Here is a 20935-nt window from a genome sequence, read left to right on the forward strand (position 1 = left end):
GTGCTTTTGATGACCCCATCGCCAGCAGGCTGGCTCCCACAGGTTCGGTGTGAACCCCGTGGGAGCCAGCCGGCTGGCGATGGCGGACGGTCAGGCGACGAAGATCACGCGCCCGGAACGAAGTGCTTCTGCGCCGTGCCGCGGGCGATCAGGCGGGAGATGTAGTCGAGCTTCTGCGCGTCCTGGTCGACGAAGCGGAAGGTCAGTTGCAGCCAGTCGCTGTCGGGTTTCGGCTCGTGGGCGACGACGGCGTGCAGGTAGCCGTTGAGACGGGCGATTTCGGCGTTGTCGCCCTGCTCCAGATCGAGCACGGCGCTGTCGAGGATCTGCGGCAGGGTGTCGGTGCGTTTCACCACCAGCAGCGCTTCCTTGATGCTCAGGGCCTTGATCACGCATTGCTGAGTGCCGCTAGGGAGGCGCAGTTGGCCCTGACCGCGACCGCCGGCTGGAGCGCTGGACGCTGCAGGAGCCTTCACCGGCGGGCTGTTGAGCAGGCCACGCTGTGGCGCGGCGGCAGGTGCCGGGGCTGCAGCGGCAGGCTTGGCAAACGGGTTGGCCGCAGCAGCAGCCGGAGCGGAACCGACCACGGCAGCCTTGCCGCCGGTCAACGCGCTCAGGGAGTCGTTGCCGAACGCCGAGTTCATCTTGGTTGGAGCGCTGTTCATCAGAGTGTCGAGCTTGCCGACCTTGTTCAGGGCCTGCTTGACCTTGGTCAGCAGTTGCTCGTTGGTGAACGGCTTGCTGACATAACCGGTAACACCGGCCTGGATCGCCTGCACGACGTTTTCCTTGTCGCCCCGGCTGGTGACCATGATGAACGGCATGGTCTTGAGGTTGTCCTGCTCACGGCACCAGGTCAGCAGTTCGAGACCGGACATTTCCGGCATTTCCCAGTCGCACAGCACCAGGTCGAAGGCTTCCTTGGCCAGCATGGCCTGGGCCTTCTTGCCGTTGATGGCGTCCTCGGTGCGGATCCCCGGGAAGTAATTACGCAGGCACTTTTTCACCAGGTCACGAATGAACGATGCATCGTCCACGACCAACACACTGATCTTGCTCATCCAACACCCCTATTAAAATCCCGGCAAGCATAACGCTGGCTGATGGCACATTGCCAAAACTCTTCAGTCACGCCGGGACTTTTCGTTCGCGGGTGCTGCTTTTTATTTCGGTTCTGCCAATGAAAAGCAGAAACAAAAACGCCCGGCCAAAGGGCCGGGCGCTTTTCTCAGGCAATCTTACTTATCGTCAGCATCGCCCGGAACATTAGCGGTTTCGCCACTTGTCCCTTCAACTTCTTCCTTCATGCGCTTGAGGCCCATGTGCCGCACGTCGGTACCGCGCACCAGGTAAATCACCAGCTCGGAGATGTTGCGCGCGTGGTCGCCGATCCGCTCAAGCGAACGCAGCACCCAGATAATGCTCAAGACCCGCGAGATAGAGCGCGGGTCTTCCATCATGTAGGTCGCCAGCTCGCGCAGGGCGGTCTTGTATTCGCGGTCGATGATCTTGTCGTATTGCGCCACCGACAGCGCCAGGTCGGCGTCGAAGCGGGCGAAAGCGTCCAGCGCATCGCGGACCATGTTGCGCACCTGGTCGCCGATGTGGCGAACCTCGACGTAACCGCGCGGCGCTTCGCCTTCTTCGCACAACTGGATCGCACGGCGGGCGATCTTGGTCGCTTCGTCGCCGATGCGCTCCAGGTCGATCACCGACTTGGAGATGCTGATGATCAGACGCAGGTCGGAGGCCGCCGGCTGACGACGGGCCAAAATGCGCAGGCATTCTTCGTCGATGTTGCGTTCCATCTGGTTGATCTGGTCGTCAATCTCGCGCACTTGCTGGGCCAGGCCCGAGTCGGCCTCGATCAGCGCGGTGACTGCGTCATTGACCTGCTTCTCGACCAGCCCGCCCATGGCCAGCAGGTGGCTGCGCACTTCTTCCAGTTCGGCGTTGAACTGCGCTGAGATGTGATGAGTGAGGCCTTCTTTACTAATCATGTTGGCGTCCTTGGAGCGTCCGGTAAGGTGCGGCGGGCCGCAGCGTCAATTCTGTGAATAACCCGCAACTGTCAGCCGTAACGACCGGTGATGTAGTCTTCGGTCTGCTTCTTGGCCGGATTGGTGAACAGGGTATCGGTGTCGCCGAATTCCACCAGTTTGCCCATGTACATGAACGCCGTGTAGTCGGACACCCGCGCCGCCTGCTGCATGTTGTGGGTCACGATGACGATGGTGAACTTGGATTTGAGCTCGTAGATCAACTCTTCGACTTTCAGGGTCGAGATCGGGTCGAGTGCCGAGCACGGTTCGTCGAGCAGCAGCACTTCCGGTTCCACGGCGATGGTACGGGCGATCACCAGACGCTGTTGCTGACCACCGGACAGACCGAGGGCCGAGTCATGCAGACGGTCTTTCACTTCGTCCCACAGGGCCGCGCCTTTCAACGCCCACTCGACGGCTTCGTCGAGGATGCGCTTCTTGTTGATGCCCTGGATGCGCAGGCCGTAGACCACGTTTTCGTAGATGGTCTTCGGGAACGGGTTAGGCTTCTGGAACACCATGCCGACCCGGCGACGCAGCTCGGCCACGTCTTCGCCCTTGCGGTAGATGTTGTTGCCGTACAGGTTGATCGCGCCTTCGACGCGGCAGCCGTCCACCAGGTCGTTCATGCGGTTGAAGGTGCGCAGCAGCGTGGACTTGCCGCAGCCGGACGGGCCGATGAAGGCGGTCACGCGCTGTTTCGGGATGTTCATGCTGACGTCGAACAGCGCCTGTTTCTCGCCGTAGTACAGGCTCAGGCCCGGTACTTCGATGGCCACGGTTTCCTGCTCGAGGTTCAGGCTCTGCTTGTCGCGGCCCAGGGCAGACATGTTGATGCCGTGGGTATGTGTTTCGTGCTGCATGGGAGATCCCCTGTGCTAACAAATTCGGTTCGGTTTGCCGCTTGGTGCGGCTGTACGCAATCTAGTGTGGGAGCGGGCTTGCTCGCGAAGAGGTCGGCACATTCAACATCAATGCTGCCTGACCCACCGCTTTCGCGAGCAAGCCCGCTCCCACAGGAAATCAGCTATCCAATGCTTTGTACTTCTCGCGCAGGTGGTTACGGATGTACACCGCCGACAGGTTCAGGGTGGCGATCACCAGCACCAGCAGCAGCGCCGTGGCGTACACCAGCGGCCGCGCGGCCTCGACGTTCGGGCTCTGGAAGCCAACGTCATAGATGTGGAAGCCCAGGTGCATGATCTTCTGATCCAGGTGCAGGTACGGGTAGTTGCCGTCCACCGGCAGCGACGGCGCCAGTTTCACCACACCTACCAGCATCAGCGGCGCCACTTCACCGGCGGCGCGAGCCACGGCGAGGATCATGCCGGTCATCATGGCCGGACTGGCCATCGGCAGAACGATCTTCCACAGGGTTTCAGCCTTGGTCGCGCCGAGGGCCAGTGAGCCTTCACGCACGGTGCGCGGGATACGCGCCAGACCTTCTTCGGTGGCCACGATCACCACCGGCACCGCCAGCAGCGCCAAAGTCAACGAAGCCCAGAGCAGACCCGGCGTACCGAAGGTCGGTGCCGGCAGCGCTTCAGGGAAGAACAGACGGTCGAGCGAGCCACCGAGCACGTAGACGAAGAAGCCCAGACCGAACACGCCGTAAACAATCGCCGGAACACCCGCCAGGTTGTTCACCGCGATCCGGATCACCCGGGTCAGGGTGTTCTGCTTGGCGTATTCACGCAGGTACACCGCCGCCAACACGCCGAACGGGGTCACGATCATCGCCATGATCAGGGTCATCATCACGGTGCCGAAGATCGCCGGGAAAATCCCGCCTTCGGTGTTCGCTTCACGCGGGTCGTCGGACAGGAATTCCCAGACCTTGCTGAAGTAGAAACCGATCTTGGTGAACGTCCCCATCGCGTTCGGCTGGTAGGCGTGAACCACTTTGCCCAGGCCGATTTCGATTTCCTTGCCGTTGGCATCGCGAGCGGTCAGCGCGTCACGGTTGAACTGCGCGTGCAGATCAGCCAGACGGGCTTCGATGTCCTGATAGCGGGCGTTCAGCTCGGCGCGCTCGGATTCCATGTCCGCTTGCGCGGTGGCGTCGAGCTTGCCTTCCAGCTCCAGCTTGCGACCGTGCAGACGGATGCGCTCGAGGCCGGCGTTGATTGCGCCGATGTCGGTTTTTTCCAGCGACTTGAGCTGCGCGGCGAGGCCGTTCACGCGGTTGATCCGCGCCTGCAGCTCAGGCCAGGCCGCTTCGCCTTCGGCGATCACCTTGCCGTCCTGTTTGACGTTGACCAGGTAGCCGTAGAAGTTGCCCCACTCACGACGCTCCAGCGCCATCAGCTCCGGCGGACTCTTCTGGTCGGTCAGCCACTCGCCGACGATCCAGGTGAAGTCGTTGCCGTTCAGGTCACGGTTGCCGACCTTGATCAGCTCGCGTGTCATGAATTCCGGACCTTCGTCCGGCACCGGCAGGCCGGCGCTCTTCAGACGGGCGCGCGGCACTTCTTCTTTCTGCACCACTTCGCCCACGACCAGATGCTGGCCCTGGCCCGGTACGTCATAGCTGGCGTGGATCAGATCCGCCGGCCAGAAGTGACCCAGACCGCGCACGGCGATCACCGCCAGCAGGCCAATGGTCATGATGACCGCGATGGACACCGCGCCGCCGCTGATCCAGACGCCGGGGGCGCCGCTCTTGAACCATCCTTTCAGGGAGTTCTGTTTCACAGACTTCTACCTTTGCTTAAAGCGACGAGTATTTCTTGCGCAGACGCTGACGAATCAGTTCCGCGAGGGTGTTCATGACGAAGGTGAACAACAGCAGCACCAGCGCCGACAGGAACAGCACGCGGTAGTGGCTGCCGCCGACTTCCGACTCCGGCATTTCCACCGCGACGTTGGCGGCCAGGGTGCGCAGGCCTTCGAACAGGTTCATTTCCATGACCGGGGTGTTGCCGGTGGCCATCAGCACGATCATGGTTTCACCGACTGCACGGCCCATGCCGATCATCAGCGCCGAGAAGATGCCCGGGCTGGCGGTCAGGATCACCACGCGCGTCATGGTCTGCCACGGCGTGGCACCGAGGGCCAGCGAGCCCAGGGTCAGGCCGCGCGGCACGCTGAACACGGCGTCTTCGGCGATCGAGTAGATGTTCGGGATCACCGCAAAACCCATGGCCAGACCGACCACCAGTGCGTTGCGCTGGTCGTAGGTGATGCCCAGGTCGTGGGAGATCCACATGCGCATGTCACCACCGAAGAACCAGTTCTCCATGAACGGGCTCATGTACAGCGACAGCCAGCCCACGAACAGGATCACCGGGATCAGCAGCGCACTTTCCCAGCCATCCGGGACTTTCAGGCGGATCGATTCAGGCAGGCGGCTGAAGGTGAAACCGGCGATCAGGATGCCGATCGGCAGCAGCATCAGCAGGCTGAAGATGCCCGGCAGATGCCCTTCTACATAAGGCGCGAGGAACAGACCGGCGAAGAAGCCGAGGATCACCGTCGGCATCGCTTCCATCAGCTCGATCACCGGCTTGACCTTGCGGCGCATGCCCGGGGCCATGAAGTACGCGGTGTAGATCGCAGCGGCGACGGCCAGCGGTGCGGCCAGCAGCATCGCGTAGAACGCGGCTTTCAGGGTGCCGAAGGTCAGTGGCGACAGGCTCAGTTTCGGTTCGAAATCGGTGTTGGCAGCTGTCGATTGCCAGACGTATTTAGGCTCGTCGTAGTTCTCGTACCAGACCTTGCTCCACAGTGCGCTCCACGAGACTTCCGGGTGCGGGTTGTCGAGCAGCAGCGGTTGCAGCTTGCCGCCGGCTTCGACGATCACGCGGTTGGCGCGCGGCGACAGGCCGAACAGGCCCTGGCCTTCGACGACTTGATCGACCAGCAAGGTGCGATGCGCGGTGCTGTGGAACACGCCGAGCTTGCCGCTGGCATCCAGGGCCAGGAAGCCCTTGCGACGTTCTTCGGCAGAAATTTCAACGATTGGCGTGGTGCCCATCTGGAAGGTGCGGATCTGCTTCAGGCGCAGTTCGCCATCGGTGTCGCGGGCCATGAACCACTGGGCCAGACCACCCTTGGAGTCACCGACGATCAGCGAGATACCACCGACCAGTTGCGTAGTCGCAGTGACTTCAGCGTCAGCATTTTCCAGCAGTTTGTAGCGACCGTTGAGGCTCTTGTCGCGCAGGCTGAACACGTCGGCCTGAGCACGCCCGTTGACCACGTACAGCCATTGCTGGCGCGGGTCGACGAAGATGTTTTTTACGGGCTCGGTCATCTGCGGCAGATCGATACGCTTCTGCTCGTTGGTGACTTCGCCGGTCATCATGTTTTCTTCGCTGGTCAGCGACAGCACATTCAGTTGCGAACCGGTGGAGCCGACCAGCATCAGGGTCGAATCGGTGGCATTGAGGCTGACGTGCTCCAGCGCACCGCCACTTTCGTTCAGCGCGATCGGTGTCTCGCCGTACGGGTACTCAATGGCCGGGGTGATGGTCTTCTTGCCATCCGGGTAGCTGACTTTATAGGTGTGACGGAACACCAGCGCCTGGCCGTTGGACAGGCCCACGGCCACCAGCGGATGGCCCGGCTGGTCTTCGCCGATGGAGGTCACACTGGCGCCTGCCGGCAGGGGCAGATCGACGCGCTTCAGTTCAGCGCCACTGTCGATGTCGAAGAACAGCGCCTGGCCCTTGTCGGAAACGCGCATGGCCACCTGATTCTGCTCTTCGAGCGAAATCATCAGCGGCTTGCCGGCGTCCTGCATCCAGGCCGGGGTGAGTGCATCTTTCGCGGTCAGGTCGGCACCTTTGAACAGCGGCGCGACCACGTAGGCGAGGAAGAAGAAGATCAGGGTGATGGCTGCCAGCACCGCCAGACCGCCGACGAGGACGTACCAGCGGGTGAAGCGATCCTTGAGCGCGCGAATGCGGCGCTTGCGTTGCAACTCAGGCGTATTGAAGTCAATGCGCTTGGGAGGGTTCGTAGTCATTTTGGAATTGGCCAGATCATTCATGCGCACACCCTAGCGATCCTGTATGACAGAAAGATGACAATGCAGTGACGCACCAAATCCGCCGCCAGCAGGGCACTGGCAGTGGATAGAAGAATTCGGGGAGTGTGGGGGCCGGGCCGCTTGCGGGCCGGGCCCCACACGGGAGTCAGGCGGGGTTCACCCCTGACTCAGTTTGTTACTTTTTTGCGACTTCAGCGCCGCCTTCCTGCAGACCCAGGTCAGCCAGTGCTTTTGCAGCAACCTTGGCCGGCAGCGGGATGTAGCCGTCTTTCACGACCACTTCCTGGCCCTGTTTCGACAGAACCAGTTTCACGAACTCGGCTTCCAGCGGGGCCAGAGGCTTGTTCGGGGCTTTGTTGACGTATACGTACAGGAAACGCGACAGCGGATACTTGCCGTTCAGGGCGTTTTCTTCGGTGTCTTCGATGAAGTCCGAGCTGCCTTTCTTGGCCAGGGCCACGGTTTTCACGCTGGCGGTCTTGTAGCCGATGCCCGAGTAACCGATGCCGTTCAGCGAGGAGCTGATCGACTGCACGACCGAAGCCGAGCCTGGTTGTTCGTTGACGTTAGGCTTGTAATCGCCTTTGCACAGGGCTTCTTCCTTGAAGTAGCCGTAGGTGCCGGATACCGAGTTACGGCCAAACAGCTGAACCGGCTTGTTGGCCAGGTCGCCGGTCACGCCCAGGTCGCCCCAGGTTTTCACGTCGGCTTTGGCGCCGCACAGGCGGGTGGACGAGAAGATCGCGTCAACCTGTTCCATGGTCAGGTGCTGGATCGGGTTGTCCTTGTGCACGAAAACAGCCAGGGCGTCCACGGCAACCGGGATAGCGGTTGGCTTGTAGCCGTATTTCTGTTCGAAGGCTGCCAGTTCGGTGTCCTTCATCTTGCGGCTCATCGGGCCCAGGTTGGAGGTGCCTTCAGTCAGCGCAGGTGGCGCGGTGGCGGAGCCAGCGGCCTGAATCTGGATGTTTACGTTCGGGTATTCTTTTTTGTAGTTCTCGGCCCAGAGGGTCATGAGGTTGGCCAGGGTATCGGAGCCGACGCTGGACAGGTTGCCCGACACACCAGTGGTCTTGGTGTAGCTCGGGATCGCAGGGTCAACAGCGGCAACCGCGTTGGCGGTCGCAACGCCAGCAGCGACAAAAGTCATTGCCGCCATCAAACGCTTCAGTTTCATGCCTTACTCCTAGCAGATAGGGTGTGTTAAGTCGGGGCCAAGTATCAGCAGGCCGTGTGAATACTCTATGGCTGAAATATGACAATTGGATGAAAGGCCAGCATCCCTGTCGGAAGGCTGGCCTTTCAGTTGTAACCGCAAGTGTGAAGTTGGCTTAGCGACCTTTGCTCCACAACCACGCGCCGACCAGGATCCCCATCCCGCACAGCACCGCCACATAGTAGGCCGGCCCCATCGCGCTTTCTTTCAGCAGCAGGCTGACGACCATCGGGGTCAGGCCGCCGAAGATCGCGTAAGCGACGTTATAAGAGAAGGACAGACCGCTGAAGCGCACCACCGGCGGGAACGCTTTGACCATCACATAAGGCACCGCGCCGATGGTGCCGACCAGAAAACCGGTCAGCGCATACAGCGGGAACAGCCAGTTCGGGTGATCGGCGAGGCTGTGATAGAACGTCCAGGAGCTGGCAAGCAGAGCCGCGCAGCCGAACACAAACACGCGACCGGCACCAAAGCGATCCGCCAGCGCGCCGGAAATGATGCAGCCAAAGCTCAGGAACACGATCGCCAGGCTGTTGGATTGCAGCGCGGTGGTCGGCGAGAAGTGATAGACCGTCTGCAGCACGGTCGGGGTCATCAGGATCACCACGACGATGCCGGCGGACAGCAACCAGGTCAGCAGCATCGACACTGCAATGGCCCCGCGATGGTCGCGCAGTACGGCGCGCAGCGGCACTTCTTCGGCCAGGGCCTTGCGCAGTTGCAGTTCGGCGAACACCGGGGTTTCGTGCAGCCAGCGACGCAGATAAACCGAGAACAGGCCGAACACGCCCCCCAGCAGGAACGGGATCCGCCAGGCGTAATCCGAAACTTCCGTCGGCGTATAAATGCTGTTGATCGCAGTGGCGACCAGCGAGCCGAGCAGGATGCCCGCCGTCAGGCCGCTGGTCAGGGTGCCGCAGGCGTAGCCGATGTGCTTGCCGGGTACGTGTTCGGAAACGAAGACCCATGCCCCCGGTACTTCGCCGCCAATCGCCGCGCCCTGGATGACGCGCATCAACAGCAGCAGGATCGGCGCCCACAGGCCGATCTGCGCGTAGGTCGGCAGCAGACCCATGATCAGGGTCGGCACGGCCATCATGAAAATGCTCAGGGTGAACATCTTCTTGCGCCCCAGCAGGTCGCCGAAGTGCGCCATCACGATCCCGCCCAGCGGCCGCGCGAGGTAGCCGGCGGCGAAAATGCCGAAAGTCTGCATCAGGCGCAGCCACTCGGGCATGTCGGCCGGGAAGAACAATTTGCCGACCACGGTGGCGAAGAACACAAAAATGATGAAATCGTAGAACTCCAGCGCGCCCCCCAGGGCCGAAAGCGACAGAGTCTTGTAGTCATTGCGGGTCAACGGTCGTGCGGGTTGGTCGGGCTGCGCGAGGCTCGAGGGCGCTGTGGTCATGGCAAGGTCTTCTCTTATAGTCGGATCTGCCGCCACAACAACGCTGGCTGTGGCTCGGGCAGGTTCGGCACCATAGCAAATTGTTCGAAAAAGCACATAGAGGCGCGTATTTGCCGGTCGAAATCAGAACCGGACGGTCGTCGCGGAGTCTACCGACCGATATACTCGCAACCTTGCTCCGGTTTGTAAGGGGTTGCTGTGCGAAAACGTCGTTGGCCCGACCCTTGCTCGGGATTAGCCGGTTTCGCAGAGTTTCTCCTTAGGCGCCTGATGGAAAACGTGACGAACGTAGTATGTTCGGTGCTGAATCGTTTTTCCCGAAGACGGCTACCACCAGCAATACCCAACGAAGAGTCACGGGTCAGAGGCACCCCCGGCATGATAGAGCTCGAACAAGAAGATCCGATCCCGCAAGGCGACCTGGCCCTGCAAATCACCGCGCTACCCCGCGAAACCAACGGCTTCGGCGATATTTTCGGCGGTTGGCTGGTCGCACAGATGGACCTGGCCGGCACGGCCATGGCCAGCCGTGTTGCCGGTGGCCGTGTCGCGACCGTCGCCATCGACCGCATGGCGTTTCTGGTGCCGGTGGCTGTCGGCGCGCAATTGTCCTTTTATACCCAGACCCTGGAAATCGGCCGCAGCTCGATCCAGATGATGGTCGAGGTGTGGAGCGACGACCCGCTGTCCAGCGAGTGGCGTAAAGTGACCGAAGCGGTGTTCGTGTTCGTTGCCATCGATGGCAGCGGTCGCACCCGCTCGGTGCCGCCACGCGCACGTTAAACCTCGCGACCGTTTCACGGTCGATAGTCGTCCAAGTTGCTGATCGAGAGTTGTCCCATGAACACGCCCAACGTTGAAGCCGTGAAACTGGATGAACTGAACTGCTGGCGCATCCGCCACGGTCAGGCCGAAGTGCTGGTGGCCCAGCAAGGCGCGCACATCCTCAGTTATCAGGTGGACGGCCAGCCGCCGATCATCTGGCTCAACGACAAGGCCGTGTTCAAGACCGGCCAGAGCATCCGCGCCGGTGTGCCGGTGTGCTGGCCGTGGTTCGGCAAGTTCGAACGCAACCCGCAGAGCGTGCAGGCCATGTACACAGGTGCGCAACCGGCCGCCGCGCACGGTCTGGTGCGGGCAATGGATTGGGAGCTGGGCGGCATCGAATCAGAGGCTGACGGCGTCAAGGTCGAATTCACGCTGCCCCACCCCGAAGGCGGACTGCCGGGCTGGCCGCATCAGGTCGACCTGACCCTGACCCTGCATTTGTCCGAGCAATTGCAGTTCAGCCTGACCAGCCACAACCGTGGCAACGACACCGTCAGCCTCAGTCAGGCGTTGCACACGTATTTTTCCGTCAGCGATGTGCGCAACGTGCACGTCGCCGGCGTCGATGGCTTGAATTACATCGAGACCCTGGACGACTGGAAGACCTGCACCCAGCAAGGCGACCTGCACTTTGCCGGCGAAACCGACCGCATCTACCTCGACGCCCCGCCGCAACTGAGCATCGTCGACCCGGCCTGGGAGCGGCGCATTGTGCTGACGGCTACCGGCTCGCGCACGGCGGTAATCTGGAACCCGTGGATCGACCGCGCGGCAGCACTGGCCGACATGGACAACGACGGCTGGCAACGCATGCTGTGCATCGAGACGGCGAACGTGATGGACGACGTGGTGACTTTGGCGCCAGGTGCTAGCCATACAATGGGCGTCAGCGTCGGCAGCAAGCCGCTGTAACCAGTACCGCAAAACAAAATGTGGGAGCGAGCCTGCTTGCGAATGCGTTATGTCAGCCACCCTTCAAGTGTCTGATACACCGCTTTCGCAAGCAGGCTCGCTCCCACAGTTGTTTTGGAGTGACTATTACAGATCAGATTCCTGCACCACCCGCACCTTGTCCGCTTCCAGCGCATACGCCGCATCGGCCAGGTCGTTGCTGACCTTTTCGATCTTCAGCGTGCCGGTCACCCATAACGGCGTGTAGATATCGTCCAGCTTCAAACCCTTCGGATAGCGCACCAGCACCAGTTGATTCGGTGGCGGTGGCGGCACATGGATGCAGGCGCCCGGGTACGGCACCAGGAAGAACAGCGTGCTGCGACCCTTGGCGTCGGATTCCAGCGGCACCGGATAACCGCCGATGCGGATGTGTTTGTCATTCATCGACGCCACGGTCTTGGTCGAATACATCACCGCCGGCAAACCTTTGGCCTGCTTCATCCCGCCTTTCTGGGTGAAGGTGCCGGTGGCTTCCGGGGAGTTGTGGTCGATTTCAGGCATGGCCTCGAGGGCTTTCTGGTCCGACTTGGGCATCAGTTCCAGCCAGTCGGTTTCCGGCAGTTCGCCGGCGTGGGCCAGACCGCTGCCCAGCAAAAGGAGAGTCAACAGAAGACGGCGCATGAAGGTGCTCGGTAAAGGATGCTCGAAAAGGGAGGGGACGCTGAATCGCCGAGCATTTTAGCCCTCCCCGCCGGATTGGCGGAGAGGACTTTGTCGCTTTGAATCAGTTCTTTTTGATCAGGCCGTAGATCACCAGCAATACGATGGCGCCAACCAGCGCACCGATGAAACCTGCGCCCTGACCGGCCTGATAAATGCCCAGAGCCTGGCCGCCATAAGTGGCTGCCAGCGAACCGCCGATACCGAGCAGGATGGTCATGATCCAGCCCATGCTGTCATCGCCCGGTTTCAGGAACCGCGCCAGCAGGCCGACGATGAGGCCGATAAAGATGGTTCCGATAATTCCCATGGCATTTCCCTCTGAATGGTAGATATGCGATGAAGCCTAGCCAGACTTTCGCATCCTGCCATCAGAGAACGGCGGCCCCTTAATGGTTCCGCCGCTGCCAGATGAAACTGTCGTTACTCGGCGATCAGCGCTTCGACCTTGAGGATCTGCTGCTCGAGGGTCGCCTTGTCCTTGCAGCGCAGGTTGGCGTGACCGACCTTGCGCCCGGCCTTGAAGGCCTTGCCGTAATGATGCAGGTGGCAATCGTCGATGGCGATGACCTTCTCGACCGGCGGCACCACACCGATGAAGTTGAGCATCGCGCTCTCGCCGACCTTGGCGGTCGAACCCAGCGGCAGACCGGCAACGGCCCGCAGGTGGTTTTCGAACTGGCTGCACTCGGCGCCTTCGGTGGTCCAGTGCCCGGAGTTGTGCACGCGCGGGGCGATTTCGTTGGCCTTGAGGCCACCGTCGACTTCAAAGAACTCGAACGCCATCACACCGACATAATCCAGCTGCTTGAGCACGCGGCTGGAATAGTCTTCGGCCAGGGCCTGCAGCGGGTGATCGGAGCTGGCGACCGACAGCTTGAGAATGCCGCTGTCGTGGGTGTTGTGCACCAGTGGATAGAATTTCGTCTCGCCATCGCGGGCGCGCACGGCGATCAGCGACACTTCGCCAGTGAATGGCACGAAGCCTTCCAGCAGGCAAGGCACGCTGCCCAGTTCGGCGAACGTACCGACCACGTCTTCCGGCTTGCGCAGGACTTTCTGGCCCTTGCCGTCGTAACCCAGGGTGCGGGTTTTCAGCACGGCCGGCAGGCCGATCGACGCGACGGCGGCGTCCAGATCGGCTTGCGACTGGATGTCGGCGAACGCCGGGGTCGGAATCCCCAGGTCCTTGAACATGCTCTTTTCGAACCAGCGGTCGCGGGCGATGCGCAGGGCTTCAGCGCTCGGGTAGACCGGCACGAATTGCGAAAGGAAAGCTACGGTTTCCGCCGGGACGCTTTCGAACTCGAAGGTCACCAGATCGACTTCATCGGCCAACTGGCGCAGATGATCCTGATCGCCGTAATCGGCCCGCAGGTGTTCGCCCAGCGCAGCGGCGCAAGCGTCCGGCGCAGGGTCGAGGAAAGCGAAGTTCATGCCCAGCGGGGTGCCCGCCAAGGCCAACATGCGACCCAACTGGCCGCCACCGATTACACCGATCTTCATCTCAACAACCTCAGGCAATACGTGGGTCTGGATTGTCCAGGACGCTGTCTGTCTGCTCGGCACGGAAGGTTTTCAGTACCGCGTGGAATTGTGGATGCTTGGCGCCCAGGATGCTCGCCGACAACAGCGCGGCGTTGATCGCGCCGGCCTTGCCGATGGCCAGGGTGGCGACCGGAATACCGGCCGGCATCTGCACGATCGACAGCAGCGAGTCGACGCCCGAAAGCATCGCCGACTGCACCGGCACGCCCAGCACCGGCAGGTGGGTCTTGGCCGCACACATGCCTGGCAGGTGGGCTGCGCCACCGGCACCGGCGATAATCACCTCGATGCCGCGGCCTTCAGCCTCTTCGGCGTACTGGAACAGCAGATCCGGGGTGCGGTGGGCAGAAACCACCTTGACCTCGTACGGGATGCCGAGCTTTTCCAGCATATCGGCGGTGTGGCTAAGGGTGGACCAATCGGACTTGGAGCCCATGATCACGCCAACCAGTGCACTCATCGTCGCGCCTCTTCTCTCTGGGCGCCCGCAGGCGCGTCAAAAACAACAAGCCACGCAGGATGCGTGGCTTGTTGTAGGAAAAATGGCCGGACGAACCGGCCGAAGGCCGCGCAGTATACCGCAAAGAAAGCAATAAACAGCCCCCGTTGCGACCATCTGTCATCTGGTCAGAATCATTCATCCAATTGACTTCAGGATCAAGAATCTGGCGCCAATTTTTTCTAAAAACAAAGAACGTCCATACGTTCATATAAGTGCACTTTCAGCCCTGTCAGTTCTTATGACATAAAATCCAAAACACTTCAGAAAGCCATTGCTGATAGTTAGTGATATACAAACAGCCGCCAGCTACTGCAGCTGTAATACCGCTCACCAAACAGCAACCAAACTGTTTTCAGAGCTTATATCTCTAAATAACTTCACACAAAGTTGTGTCCTTACATCTGACACAACTTTTGTCACAGGCCTCATGCCTGACCGCTAACTATCAAAAGGTTAAAACATGTTCAAGGAACCATTGGCACTCCTGGTCTTCATCCACAAGGATCTCGCGGACTACAACAAAGACGACTTGTACGATAAACATTTCTCCTGGCTCGTCGAGGAAATGGAAAACATCTCCGGGCGCAAGATGCTGGTTCGTTTGATCAGTCCATCGGAAGCACAAGATCTGAGCGATCATCCCTATCAAAACGATGATGCAAGGGCATCGCTGAGAGAGTGGACGACCAAGGTAAGTAAACATCATGGAGCTCGCCCGAGGAAAGATTTGAACCCTCGATTTAACAAATATCTATTACTGACGCGCTACCCCATAAACGATCGCGTACTGGGAGCTGCACATTCCCCTGGCTTCGCGGGCATAGCTTCAATTGAAAAAACCAGAACCGCCGCTCACGAAGTTGGGCATATGTTCAACGCCACCCATGAAGATGGCGAAATTCTATATAATGGATGGTGGAGCGAAACGATCATGTTAGAGATAGGTGGCTTCTCTGAACTTCGCCCTGACGCAAACCGATACAGCGATAAGAATCGGGAAAACATTCAAAAATATTTAGACTCCTCGGCACCCGCAGGCCCAGGGAGTTGGACATTCCGCTTCTAAGATTATGAAGATTGGGACTGAACAGAAGAAAGCCACCCAACAAAATGGCAGAGGCGCAAAACAACTTGCGCCTCTGCTTCTTTCAATCAGGCATTACTGCTCGCCGCACCGCCCTCCAGCTTGCGCCACAACAACCGCACATTGGCCTTGCGCACCAGCGCGCAGCGGTACAGGCGAATCTCCAGCGGCACATGCCATTGCGCACCGCCGCAGACCACCAGTTCGCCACGGGCCAGTTCGGCCCGCACGCTCAGTTGCGGAACCCAGGCGATACCAAGGCCTTCCAGCGCCATGCTTTTCAGGCTGTCGGCCATGGCGGTTTCATAAATCGTGGTGAAACGCAGCTGACGCTGGCGCAGCAAGCCATTCACCGAACGCCCGAGAAACGCTCCGGCGCTATACGCCAGCAACGGCACACTGCCCTCTCCTTCCAGATCGAACATCGGTTTGCCATCGGCATCCGCCGCGCACACCGGGAGCATTTCGGTCTGGCCCAGGTGCAGCGACGGGAAAATTTCCGGGTCCATCTGCATGGCCGCGTCCGGGTCATAGAACGCCAGCATCAAGTCGCAGCCACCTTCACGCAGCGCGTGCACCGCGTCGCCGACGTTGGTCGCGACCAGCCGGGTGGCGATGTTCAGGCCTTCGTTGCGCAGTTGAGCGATCCAGCGCGGGAAGAATCCGAGCGCCAACGAATGCGCCGCTGCGACCTGGATCACTTCGCCCTGCCCGCCTTCCAAGTGATGAAGGTGGCGCAACACTTCACCGAGCTGTTCGACCACCGTGCGCGCGGTGACCAGGAACAATTGCCCCGCCGCCGTCAGCTCGATCGGCGTGCGCGAGCGGTTGACCAGCGTCAGCCCGAGCGCCGCTTCCAGGCTGCGGATCCGCCGGCTGAAGGCCGGCTGGGTCACGAAGCGCCGTTCGGCCGCCTGCGAGAAGCTGCGGGTGGCGGCCAGAGCACTGAAGTCCTCGAGCCATTTGCTTTCCAGATTCATCACGTCCTCCCGGACACGCACCAAAACAGGTCACACGTCTGCCGTCCACGCGGCGTCACACGGGCATTATGCCGAATGTGCATAGGGCAGTGTTTAACAGCATTGGCCCAAAAATTCCCACAAGCCTAGCATTCGCAGCGTTCCGGCACAGACCGGGTCCCTATCGAGATGATTTCTATCATGTCCTCCGCTGCATCATTCCGCACAGAAAACGACCTGCTTGGCACCCTCGAAGTCCCTGCTCAAGCGTATTACGGCATCCAGACCCTGCGAGCGGTGAACAACTTCCGTCTCTCGGGCGTTCCGATTTCGCACTACCCGAAGCTGGTTGTCGGTCTGGCAATGGTCAAACAGGCCGCTGCTGACGCCAACCGCGAGCTGGGTCACCTGAGCGAAGCCAAGCACGCTGCCATCAGCGAAGCCTGTGCCCGTCTGATCCGCGGCGATTTCCACGAAGAGTTCGTGGTCGACATGATTCAAGGTGGCGCCGGTACCTCCACCAACATGAACGCCAACGAAGTGATCGCCAACATCGCGCTGGAAGCGATGGGTCACCAGAAAGGCGAGTACCAGTACCTGCACCCGAACGACGACGTGAACATGGCGCAGTCGACCAACGACGCCTACCCGACCGCGATCCGCCTGGGTCTGCTGCTGGGTCACGACGCGCTGCTGGCCAGCCTCGACAGCCTGATTCAGGCATTCGCGGCCAAGGGTGAAGAATTCAACCACGTCCTGAAGATGGGTCGTACCCAGCTGCAAGACGCCGTGCCGATGACCCTGGGTCAGGAATTCCGTGCTTTCGCCACCACCATGGGCGAAGACCTGGCCCGTCTGAAGACGCTGGCCCCGGAACTGCTGACCGAAGTGAACCTGGGCGGCACCGCGATCGGCACCGGCATCAACGCCGACCCGCGCTATCAGGCCCTGGCCGTACAGCGTCTGGCGCTGATCAGCGGTCAACCGCTGGTTCCAGCCGCCGACCTGATCGAAGCCACCTCCGACATGGGCGCCTTCGTGCTGTTCTCCGGCATGCTCAAGCGCACCGCGGTCAAACTGTCGAAGATCTGCAACGACCTGCGCCTGCTGTCCAGCGGCCCGCGCACCGGCATCAACGAAATCAACCTGCCGGCGCGTCAGCCAGGCAGCTCGATCATGCCAGGCAAGGTCAACCCGGTGATTCCGGAAGCCGTGAACCAGGTGGCGTTCCAGGTCATCGGTAACGATCTGGCGCTGACCATGGCAGCCGAAGGCGGCCAACTGCAACTGAACGTGATGGAGCCGCTGATCGCTTTCAAGATCCTCGACTCGATCCGCCTGCTGCAACGCGCCATGGACATGCTGCGCGAGCACTGCATCGTCGGCATCACCGCCAACGAAGCGCGCTGCCGCGAACTGGTCGAGCACTCGATCGGTCTGGTCACTGCACTGAACCCGTACATCGGCTACAAAAACGCCACCCGCATCGCCCGTATCGCCCTTGAAAGCGGCCGCGGCGTGCTGGAACTGGTGCGCGAAGAAGGTCTGCTCGACGAAGCCATGCTCGCCGACATCCTGCGCCCGGAAAACATGATTGCTCCGCGTCTGGTTCCGCTCAAAGCCTGAGCCGACGCGTGACTTGTAGCACCGCTCACCAGGTCGAGGGACTAGACACCTCTCACCTTTTGAGGGCTTGGGGATGATTCCCCGAGCCCTTTTTTTTAACTGTTTGAACCTGAGAACCGTATGTATGGAAGCTGGCTGCAAACCGGCTCCCAGACAAGCCCGACGCCGGTAACGTCGGGTGTTTCAAAGCTTCGTTTCGTCGCTTGCACCACAACCGTGCAGACGGGCGCCGCACTGATCGGTATAGTGCCGCCCCTCTTCGCGTGAGCGGTCGTCGGTAACGAGGCCATAACCCATGCGAAACCCGAACTAATAACAAACCCGCGATATGGATCCGGGACGAACCCTCGCCTCGCCCGTTGTGCCGCGCGCACACCGGTGTAACGCGATGTTTCTGACCATCCAGCATTTGCTTAAACAATAAACAGCGAGGAAAAATCCATGCTCGAAGTCATCAACGACTTCCTCTCAGGGAAAGTACTGATCGTGCTCATTGTCGGGCTCGGTAGCTACTTCACGATTCGCTCGCGTTTCGTTCAATTGCGCCACTTCTTCCACATGTTCGCGGTGTTCCGCGACAGCCTCAAGGGCAGCGCCGGGCAACTCAGCTCGTTTCAGGCCCTGATGCTCAGCCTCGCCGGCCGCGTCGGTGCAGGCAACATCGCCGGTGTCGGCATCGCCGTGACCCTCGGTGGTCCGGGTGCAGTGTTCTGGATGTGGGTGACCGCGCTGGTCGGCATGTCCAGCAGCTTCTTCGAATGTACGCTGGCCCAGGTCTACAAGCGCGCCGATGGCGACGGTTTGTACCGTGGCGGCCCGGCTTACTACATCCAGCACGGCCTGAAGCTCAAAGGCATGGCGGTGGTGTTCTCGATCCTGCTGCTGGTCACCTACGGCTTCGCCTTCATCGGCCTGCAGTCCTACACCGTGACCCACTCGCTGCAAAACGCCTTTGCCTTTGATCCGCAACACACCGGCATCGTCCTGGCAGTGCTGCTGGCCATCACCTTCATCGGCGGCATCAAGCGCATCGCTTCGGTGTCCGACCTGCTGGTGCCGATCAAGACCCTGGCCTACATCGGTGTGACCCTGTACGTGATCGGCACTCAGATCGAACACGTGCCAGCCATGCTGGTCACCATCTTCAAAAGCGCCTTCGGTCTTGACCCGGCTTTCGGCGGCCTGCTCGGCAGCGCGATCGTGATGGGCGTGAAGCGTGGCGTGTTCGCCAACGAAGCGGGCCTGGGCAGTGCGCCGAACGTCGCCGCCGTGGCCGCCGTGAAACACCCGGGTGCTCAGGGCGTGGTTCAGGCGTTCAGCGTGTTCCTCGACACCTTCGTGATCTGCACCTGCACCGCACTGCTGATCCTGCTGTCGGGCTTCTACACCCCGGGCTTCGAAGGTGACGGCATCGTCCTGACCCAGAACTCGCTGGCCGCCGTGGTGGGTGACTGGGGCCGCATGTTCGTCAGCGTCGCGCTGTCGCTGTTCGTCTTCACGTGCATCCTCTACAACTACTACCTGGGCGAAAACAGCCTGCAGTTCCTCACCCGCAACCGCGCTGCGCTGATGACATTCCGCGGCCTGGTGCTGGCGCTGGTGGTCTGGGGTTCGATGCAGGATCTGTCGACCGTGTTCGCCTTCGCCGACATCACCATGACCTGCCTGGCCTTCGTCAACCTGATGGCCCTGGCCCTGCTGTTCAAGGTCGGCATGCGCGTGATGCGCGACTACGACGCGCAGCGCCGCGCCGGCGTCGACCAGCCTGTGTTCGACTCCAGCAAGTTCAGCGACCTGGATCTGGACCTGAAAGCCTGGCCTGCCAACCCGTCGGCCGACACCCAGACTGACGCTCAGCCGCAAGGCATCCCGGCAGCGCAACGCTGATCGGGTAAAAACCGGGCGCAGATCCTGCGCCCGGCGTGACACAAGCAGCGGTCGGCGTCATGCTCGACCGCATGCTGTCCTCGTTCAGGAGAACTCCCCATGAATTCCTCGACCTACCCTGCCGCCCAGCACGTCATGGTGCTGTACACCGGTGGCACCATCGGCATGCAGGCCAGCGCCAATGGCCTGGCCCCGGCGTCCGGTTTCGAAGCGCGGATGCGCGATTACCTGCACAGCCAGCCTGAGCTGGTGGTGCCGCAGTGGCGCTTTCGCGAAATGTCGCCGCTGATCGACAGCGCCAACATGACCCCGGCCTACTGGCAGCAACTGCGTGAAGCGGTGGTCGACGCCGTCGATGTGCAAGGCTGCGACAGTGTGCTGATCCTGCACGGCACCGACACTCTGGCCTACAGCGCCGCCGCCATGAGCTTCCAGTTGCTCGGCCTGCATGCCCGCGTGTGCTTCACCGGCTCGATGCTGCCGGCCGGCGTCACCGACAGCGATGCCTGGGAAAACCTCAGCGGCGCACTGGTCGCCCTCGGCCAAGGCCTGGCGCCGGGCGTGCACCTGTATTTCCACGGCGAACTGCTGGCCCCGACCCGTTGCGCGAAAGTGCGCAGCTTCGGCCGTCATCCGTTCAAACGTCTGGAGCGTCAGGGCGGCGGCGTGAAAGCCACGTCCCTGCCGGCAGCGCTGAACTACAACCAACCGAAGCAACTGGCCAAGGTTGCGGTGTTGCCGCTGTTCCCGGGCATTGGCGCCGAGATCATCGACGGCCTGCTCGACAGCGGCATTCAGGGTCTGGTGCTGGAGTGCTACGGCAGCGGCACCGGGCCGAGCGACAATCCAGAGTTCCTCGCCAGCCTTGGCCGGGCGCGGGACAACGGCGTGGTGGTGGTTGCGGTCACGCAGTGCCATGAAGGCGGTGTGGAACTGGATGTATATGAAGCCGGCAGCCGCTTGCGTGGTGTTGGCGTGTTGTCCGGTGGCGGCATGACCCGCGAAGCAGCGTTCGGCAAGTTGAACGGCTTGCTCGGTGCAGGCCTTGATACGGCCGAAGTGCGGCGCCTGGTCGAACTCGACCTGTGCGGTGAGTTGGTCTGAGACCGCGTCATCGCCCTGTGGGAACGGGCTTGCTTTCGAAAGCGCTATGTCAGATAGCGTTGATGTCGTCTGACACAACGCATTCGCGTGCCAGCCCGCCCCCACAATTGACTCTTCG

Annotated in this window: 18 protein-coding genes; 6 read left to right on the top strand and 12 right to left on the bottom strand. The window is 61.1% G+C overall.

The features are described from left to right. Positions 1-104 precede the first annotated feature (104 nt). From ACKUG4_RS12155 to ACKUG4_RS12185, 7 genes are all read right to left on the bottom strand, one after another. The gene (locus ACKUG4_RS12155) at positions 105-1061 is read right to left on the bottom strand and encodes a response regulator (RefSeq protein WP_011336612.1); all 957 of its coding nucleotides are present in this window, start codon (positions 1059-1061) and stop codon (positions 105-107) included. 177 nt (positions 1062-1238) lie between these two features. Beyond that, entirely contained in the window at positions 1239-2000 is a 762-nt protein-coding gene (gene phoU / locus ACKUG4_RS12160) for a phosphate signaling complex protein PhoU (RefSeq protein WP_007954334.1), read from the bottom strand. Between the two features lie 71 nt (positions 2001-2071). Continuing rightward, on the bottom strand, positions 2072-2905 hold the full coding sequence (gene pstB, locus ACKUG4_RS12165; protein WP_007954333.1) for a phosphate ABC transporter ATP-binding protein PstB: 834 nt from the start codon (positions 2903-2905) through the stop codon (positions 2072-2074). A gap of 160 nt (positions 2906-3065) precedes the next feature. Further along, on the bottom strand, positions 3066-4736 hold the full coding sequence (gene pstA, locus ACKUG4_RS12170) for a phosphate ABC transporter permease PstA (protein WP_445434076.1): 1671 nt from the start codon (positions 4734-4736) through the stop codon (positions 3066-3068). A gap of 16 nt (positions 4737-4752) precedes the next feature. Continuing rightward, a complete protein-coding gene (locus ACKUG4_RS12175; RefSeq protein WP_170844920.1) occupies positions 4753-6786 on the bottom strand; it encodes an ABC transporter permease subunit in 2034 nt (677 codons plus the stop codon). A gap of 424 nt (positions 6787-7210) precedes the next feature. Next, positions 7211-8212, bottom strand: coding sequence for a phosphate ABC transporter substrate-binding protein PstS (locus ACKUG4_RS12180; protein ID WP_064600501.1), 1002 nt, complete (start codon positions 8210-8212; stop codon positions 7211-7213). Positions 8213-8366: 154 nt separating this feature from the next. Next, positions 8367-9665 carry an MFS transporter gene (locus ACKUG4_RS12185; protein WP_236192378.1) on the bottom strand — a complete coding sequence of 433 codons (1299 nt, stop codon included), beginning with the start codon at positions 9663-9665 and terminating at the stop codon, positions 8367-8369. Between the two features lie 378 nt (positions 9666-10043). On the opposite strand from ACKUG4_RS12185, the gene ACKUG4_RS12190 reads away from it, so the two are divergent. Together ACKUG4_RS12190 and ACKUG4_RS12195 are read left to right on the top strand one after the other, a co-directional pair. Next, positions 10044-10448, top strand: coding sequence for an acyl-CoA thioesterase (locus ACKUG4_RS12190; protein WP_003229628.1), 405 nt, complete (start codon positions 10044-10046; stop codon positions 10446-10448). A gap of 57 nt (positions 10449-10505) precedes the next feature. Then, a complete protein-coding gene (locus ACKUG4_RS12195) occupies positions 10506-11405 on the top strand; it encodes a D-hexose-6-phosphate mutarotase (protein ID WP_445434077.1) in 900 nt (299 codons plus the stop codon). A gap of 126 nt (positions 11406-11531) precedes the next feature. Here ACKUG4_RS12195 and ACKUG4_RS12200 read toward each other — a convergent pair whose 3' ends face one another. The 4 genes from ACKUG4_RS12200 to purE all read right to left on the bottom strand — a co-directional run bounded on the left by ACKUG4_RS12200 (position 11532) and on the right by purE (position 14115). Continuing rightward, the gene (locus ACKUG4_RS12200) at positions 11532-12068 is read right to left on the bottom strand and encodes a DUF3299 domain-containing protein (protein WP_064379774.1); all 537 of its coding nucleotides are present in this window, start codon (positions 12066-12068) and stop codon (positions 11532-11534) included. A 103-nt stretch (positions 12069-12171) separates the two neighbouring features. Further along, the gene (locus ACKUG4_RS12205) at positions 12172-12417 is read right to left on the bottom strand and encodes a GlsB/YeaQ/YmgE family stress response membrane protein (protein WP_003229635.1); all 246 of its coding nucleotides are present in this window, start codon (positions 12415-12417) and stop codon (positions 12172-12174) included. 113 nt (positions 12418-12530) lie between these two features. Further along, a complete protein-coding gene (locus ACKUG4_RS12210; RefSeq protein WP_011336621.1) occupies positions 12531-13613 on the bottom strand; it encodes a 5-(carboxyamino)imidazole ribonucleotide synthase in 1083 nt (360 codons plus the stop codon). Positions 13614-13623: 10 nt separating this feature from the next. Then, a complete protein-coding gene (purE, locus tag ACKUG4_RS12215) occupies positions 13624-14115 on the bottom strand; it encodes a 5-(carboxyamino)imidazole ribonucleotide mutase (protein WP_007954291.1) in 492 nt (163 codons plus the stop codon). 502 nt (positions 14116-14617) lie between these two features. Here purE and ACKUG4_RS12220 point away from each other — a divergent pair. Further along, positions 14618-15223 carry a zinc metalloprotease gene (locus ACKUG4_RS12220; protein ID WP_445434078.1) on the top strand — a complete coding sequence of 202 codons (606 nt, stop codon included), beginning with the start codon at positions 14618-14620 and terminating at the stop codon, positions 15221-15223. An 86-nt stretch (positions 15224-15309) separates the two neighbouring features. On the opposite strand, the gene ACKUG4_RS12225 is transcribed toward ACKUG4_RS12220, so the two are convergent. Next, a complete protein-coding gene (locus ACKUG4_RS12225; RefSeq protein ID WP_064600509.1) occupies positions 15310-16221 on the bottom strand; it encodes a LysR substrate-binding domain-containing protein in 912 nt (303 codons plus the stop codon). A 180-nt stretch (positions 16222-16401) separates the two neighbouring features. On the opposite strand from ACKUG4_RS12225, the gene aspA reads away from it, so the two are divergent. From aspA to ACKUG4_RS12240, 3 genes are all read left to right on the top strand, one after another. Next, entirely contained in the window at positions 16402-17826 is a 1425-nt protein-coding gene (aspA, locus tag ACKUG4_RS12230) for an aspartate ammonia-lyase (RefSeq protein WP_039765095.1), read from the top strand. Positions 17827-18267: 441 nt separating this feature from the next. After that, positions 18268-19713, top strand: a complete 1446-nt coding sequence (locus ACKUG4_RS12235) for an alanine/glycine:cation symporter family protein (RefSeq protein ID WP_064600511.1) — start codon at positions 18268-18270, stop codon at positions 19711-19713. 99 nt (positions 19714-19812) lie between these two features. Further along, positions 19813-20817, top strand: a complete 1005-nt coding sequence (locus tag ACKUG4_RS12240) for an asparaginase (protein ID WP_445434079.1) — start codon at positions 19813-19815, stop codon at positions 20815-20817. The last annotated feature ends 118 nt before the right edge of the window (positions 20818-20935 follow it).

Source organism: Candidatus Pseudomonas auctus (assembly GCF_048654275.1).
GTDB lineage: Bacteria > Pseudomonadota > Gammaproteobacteria > Pseudomonadales > Pseudomonadaceae > Aquipseudomonas > Aquipseudomonas pharyngis.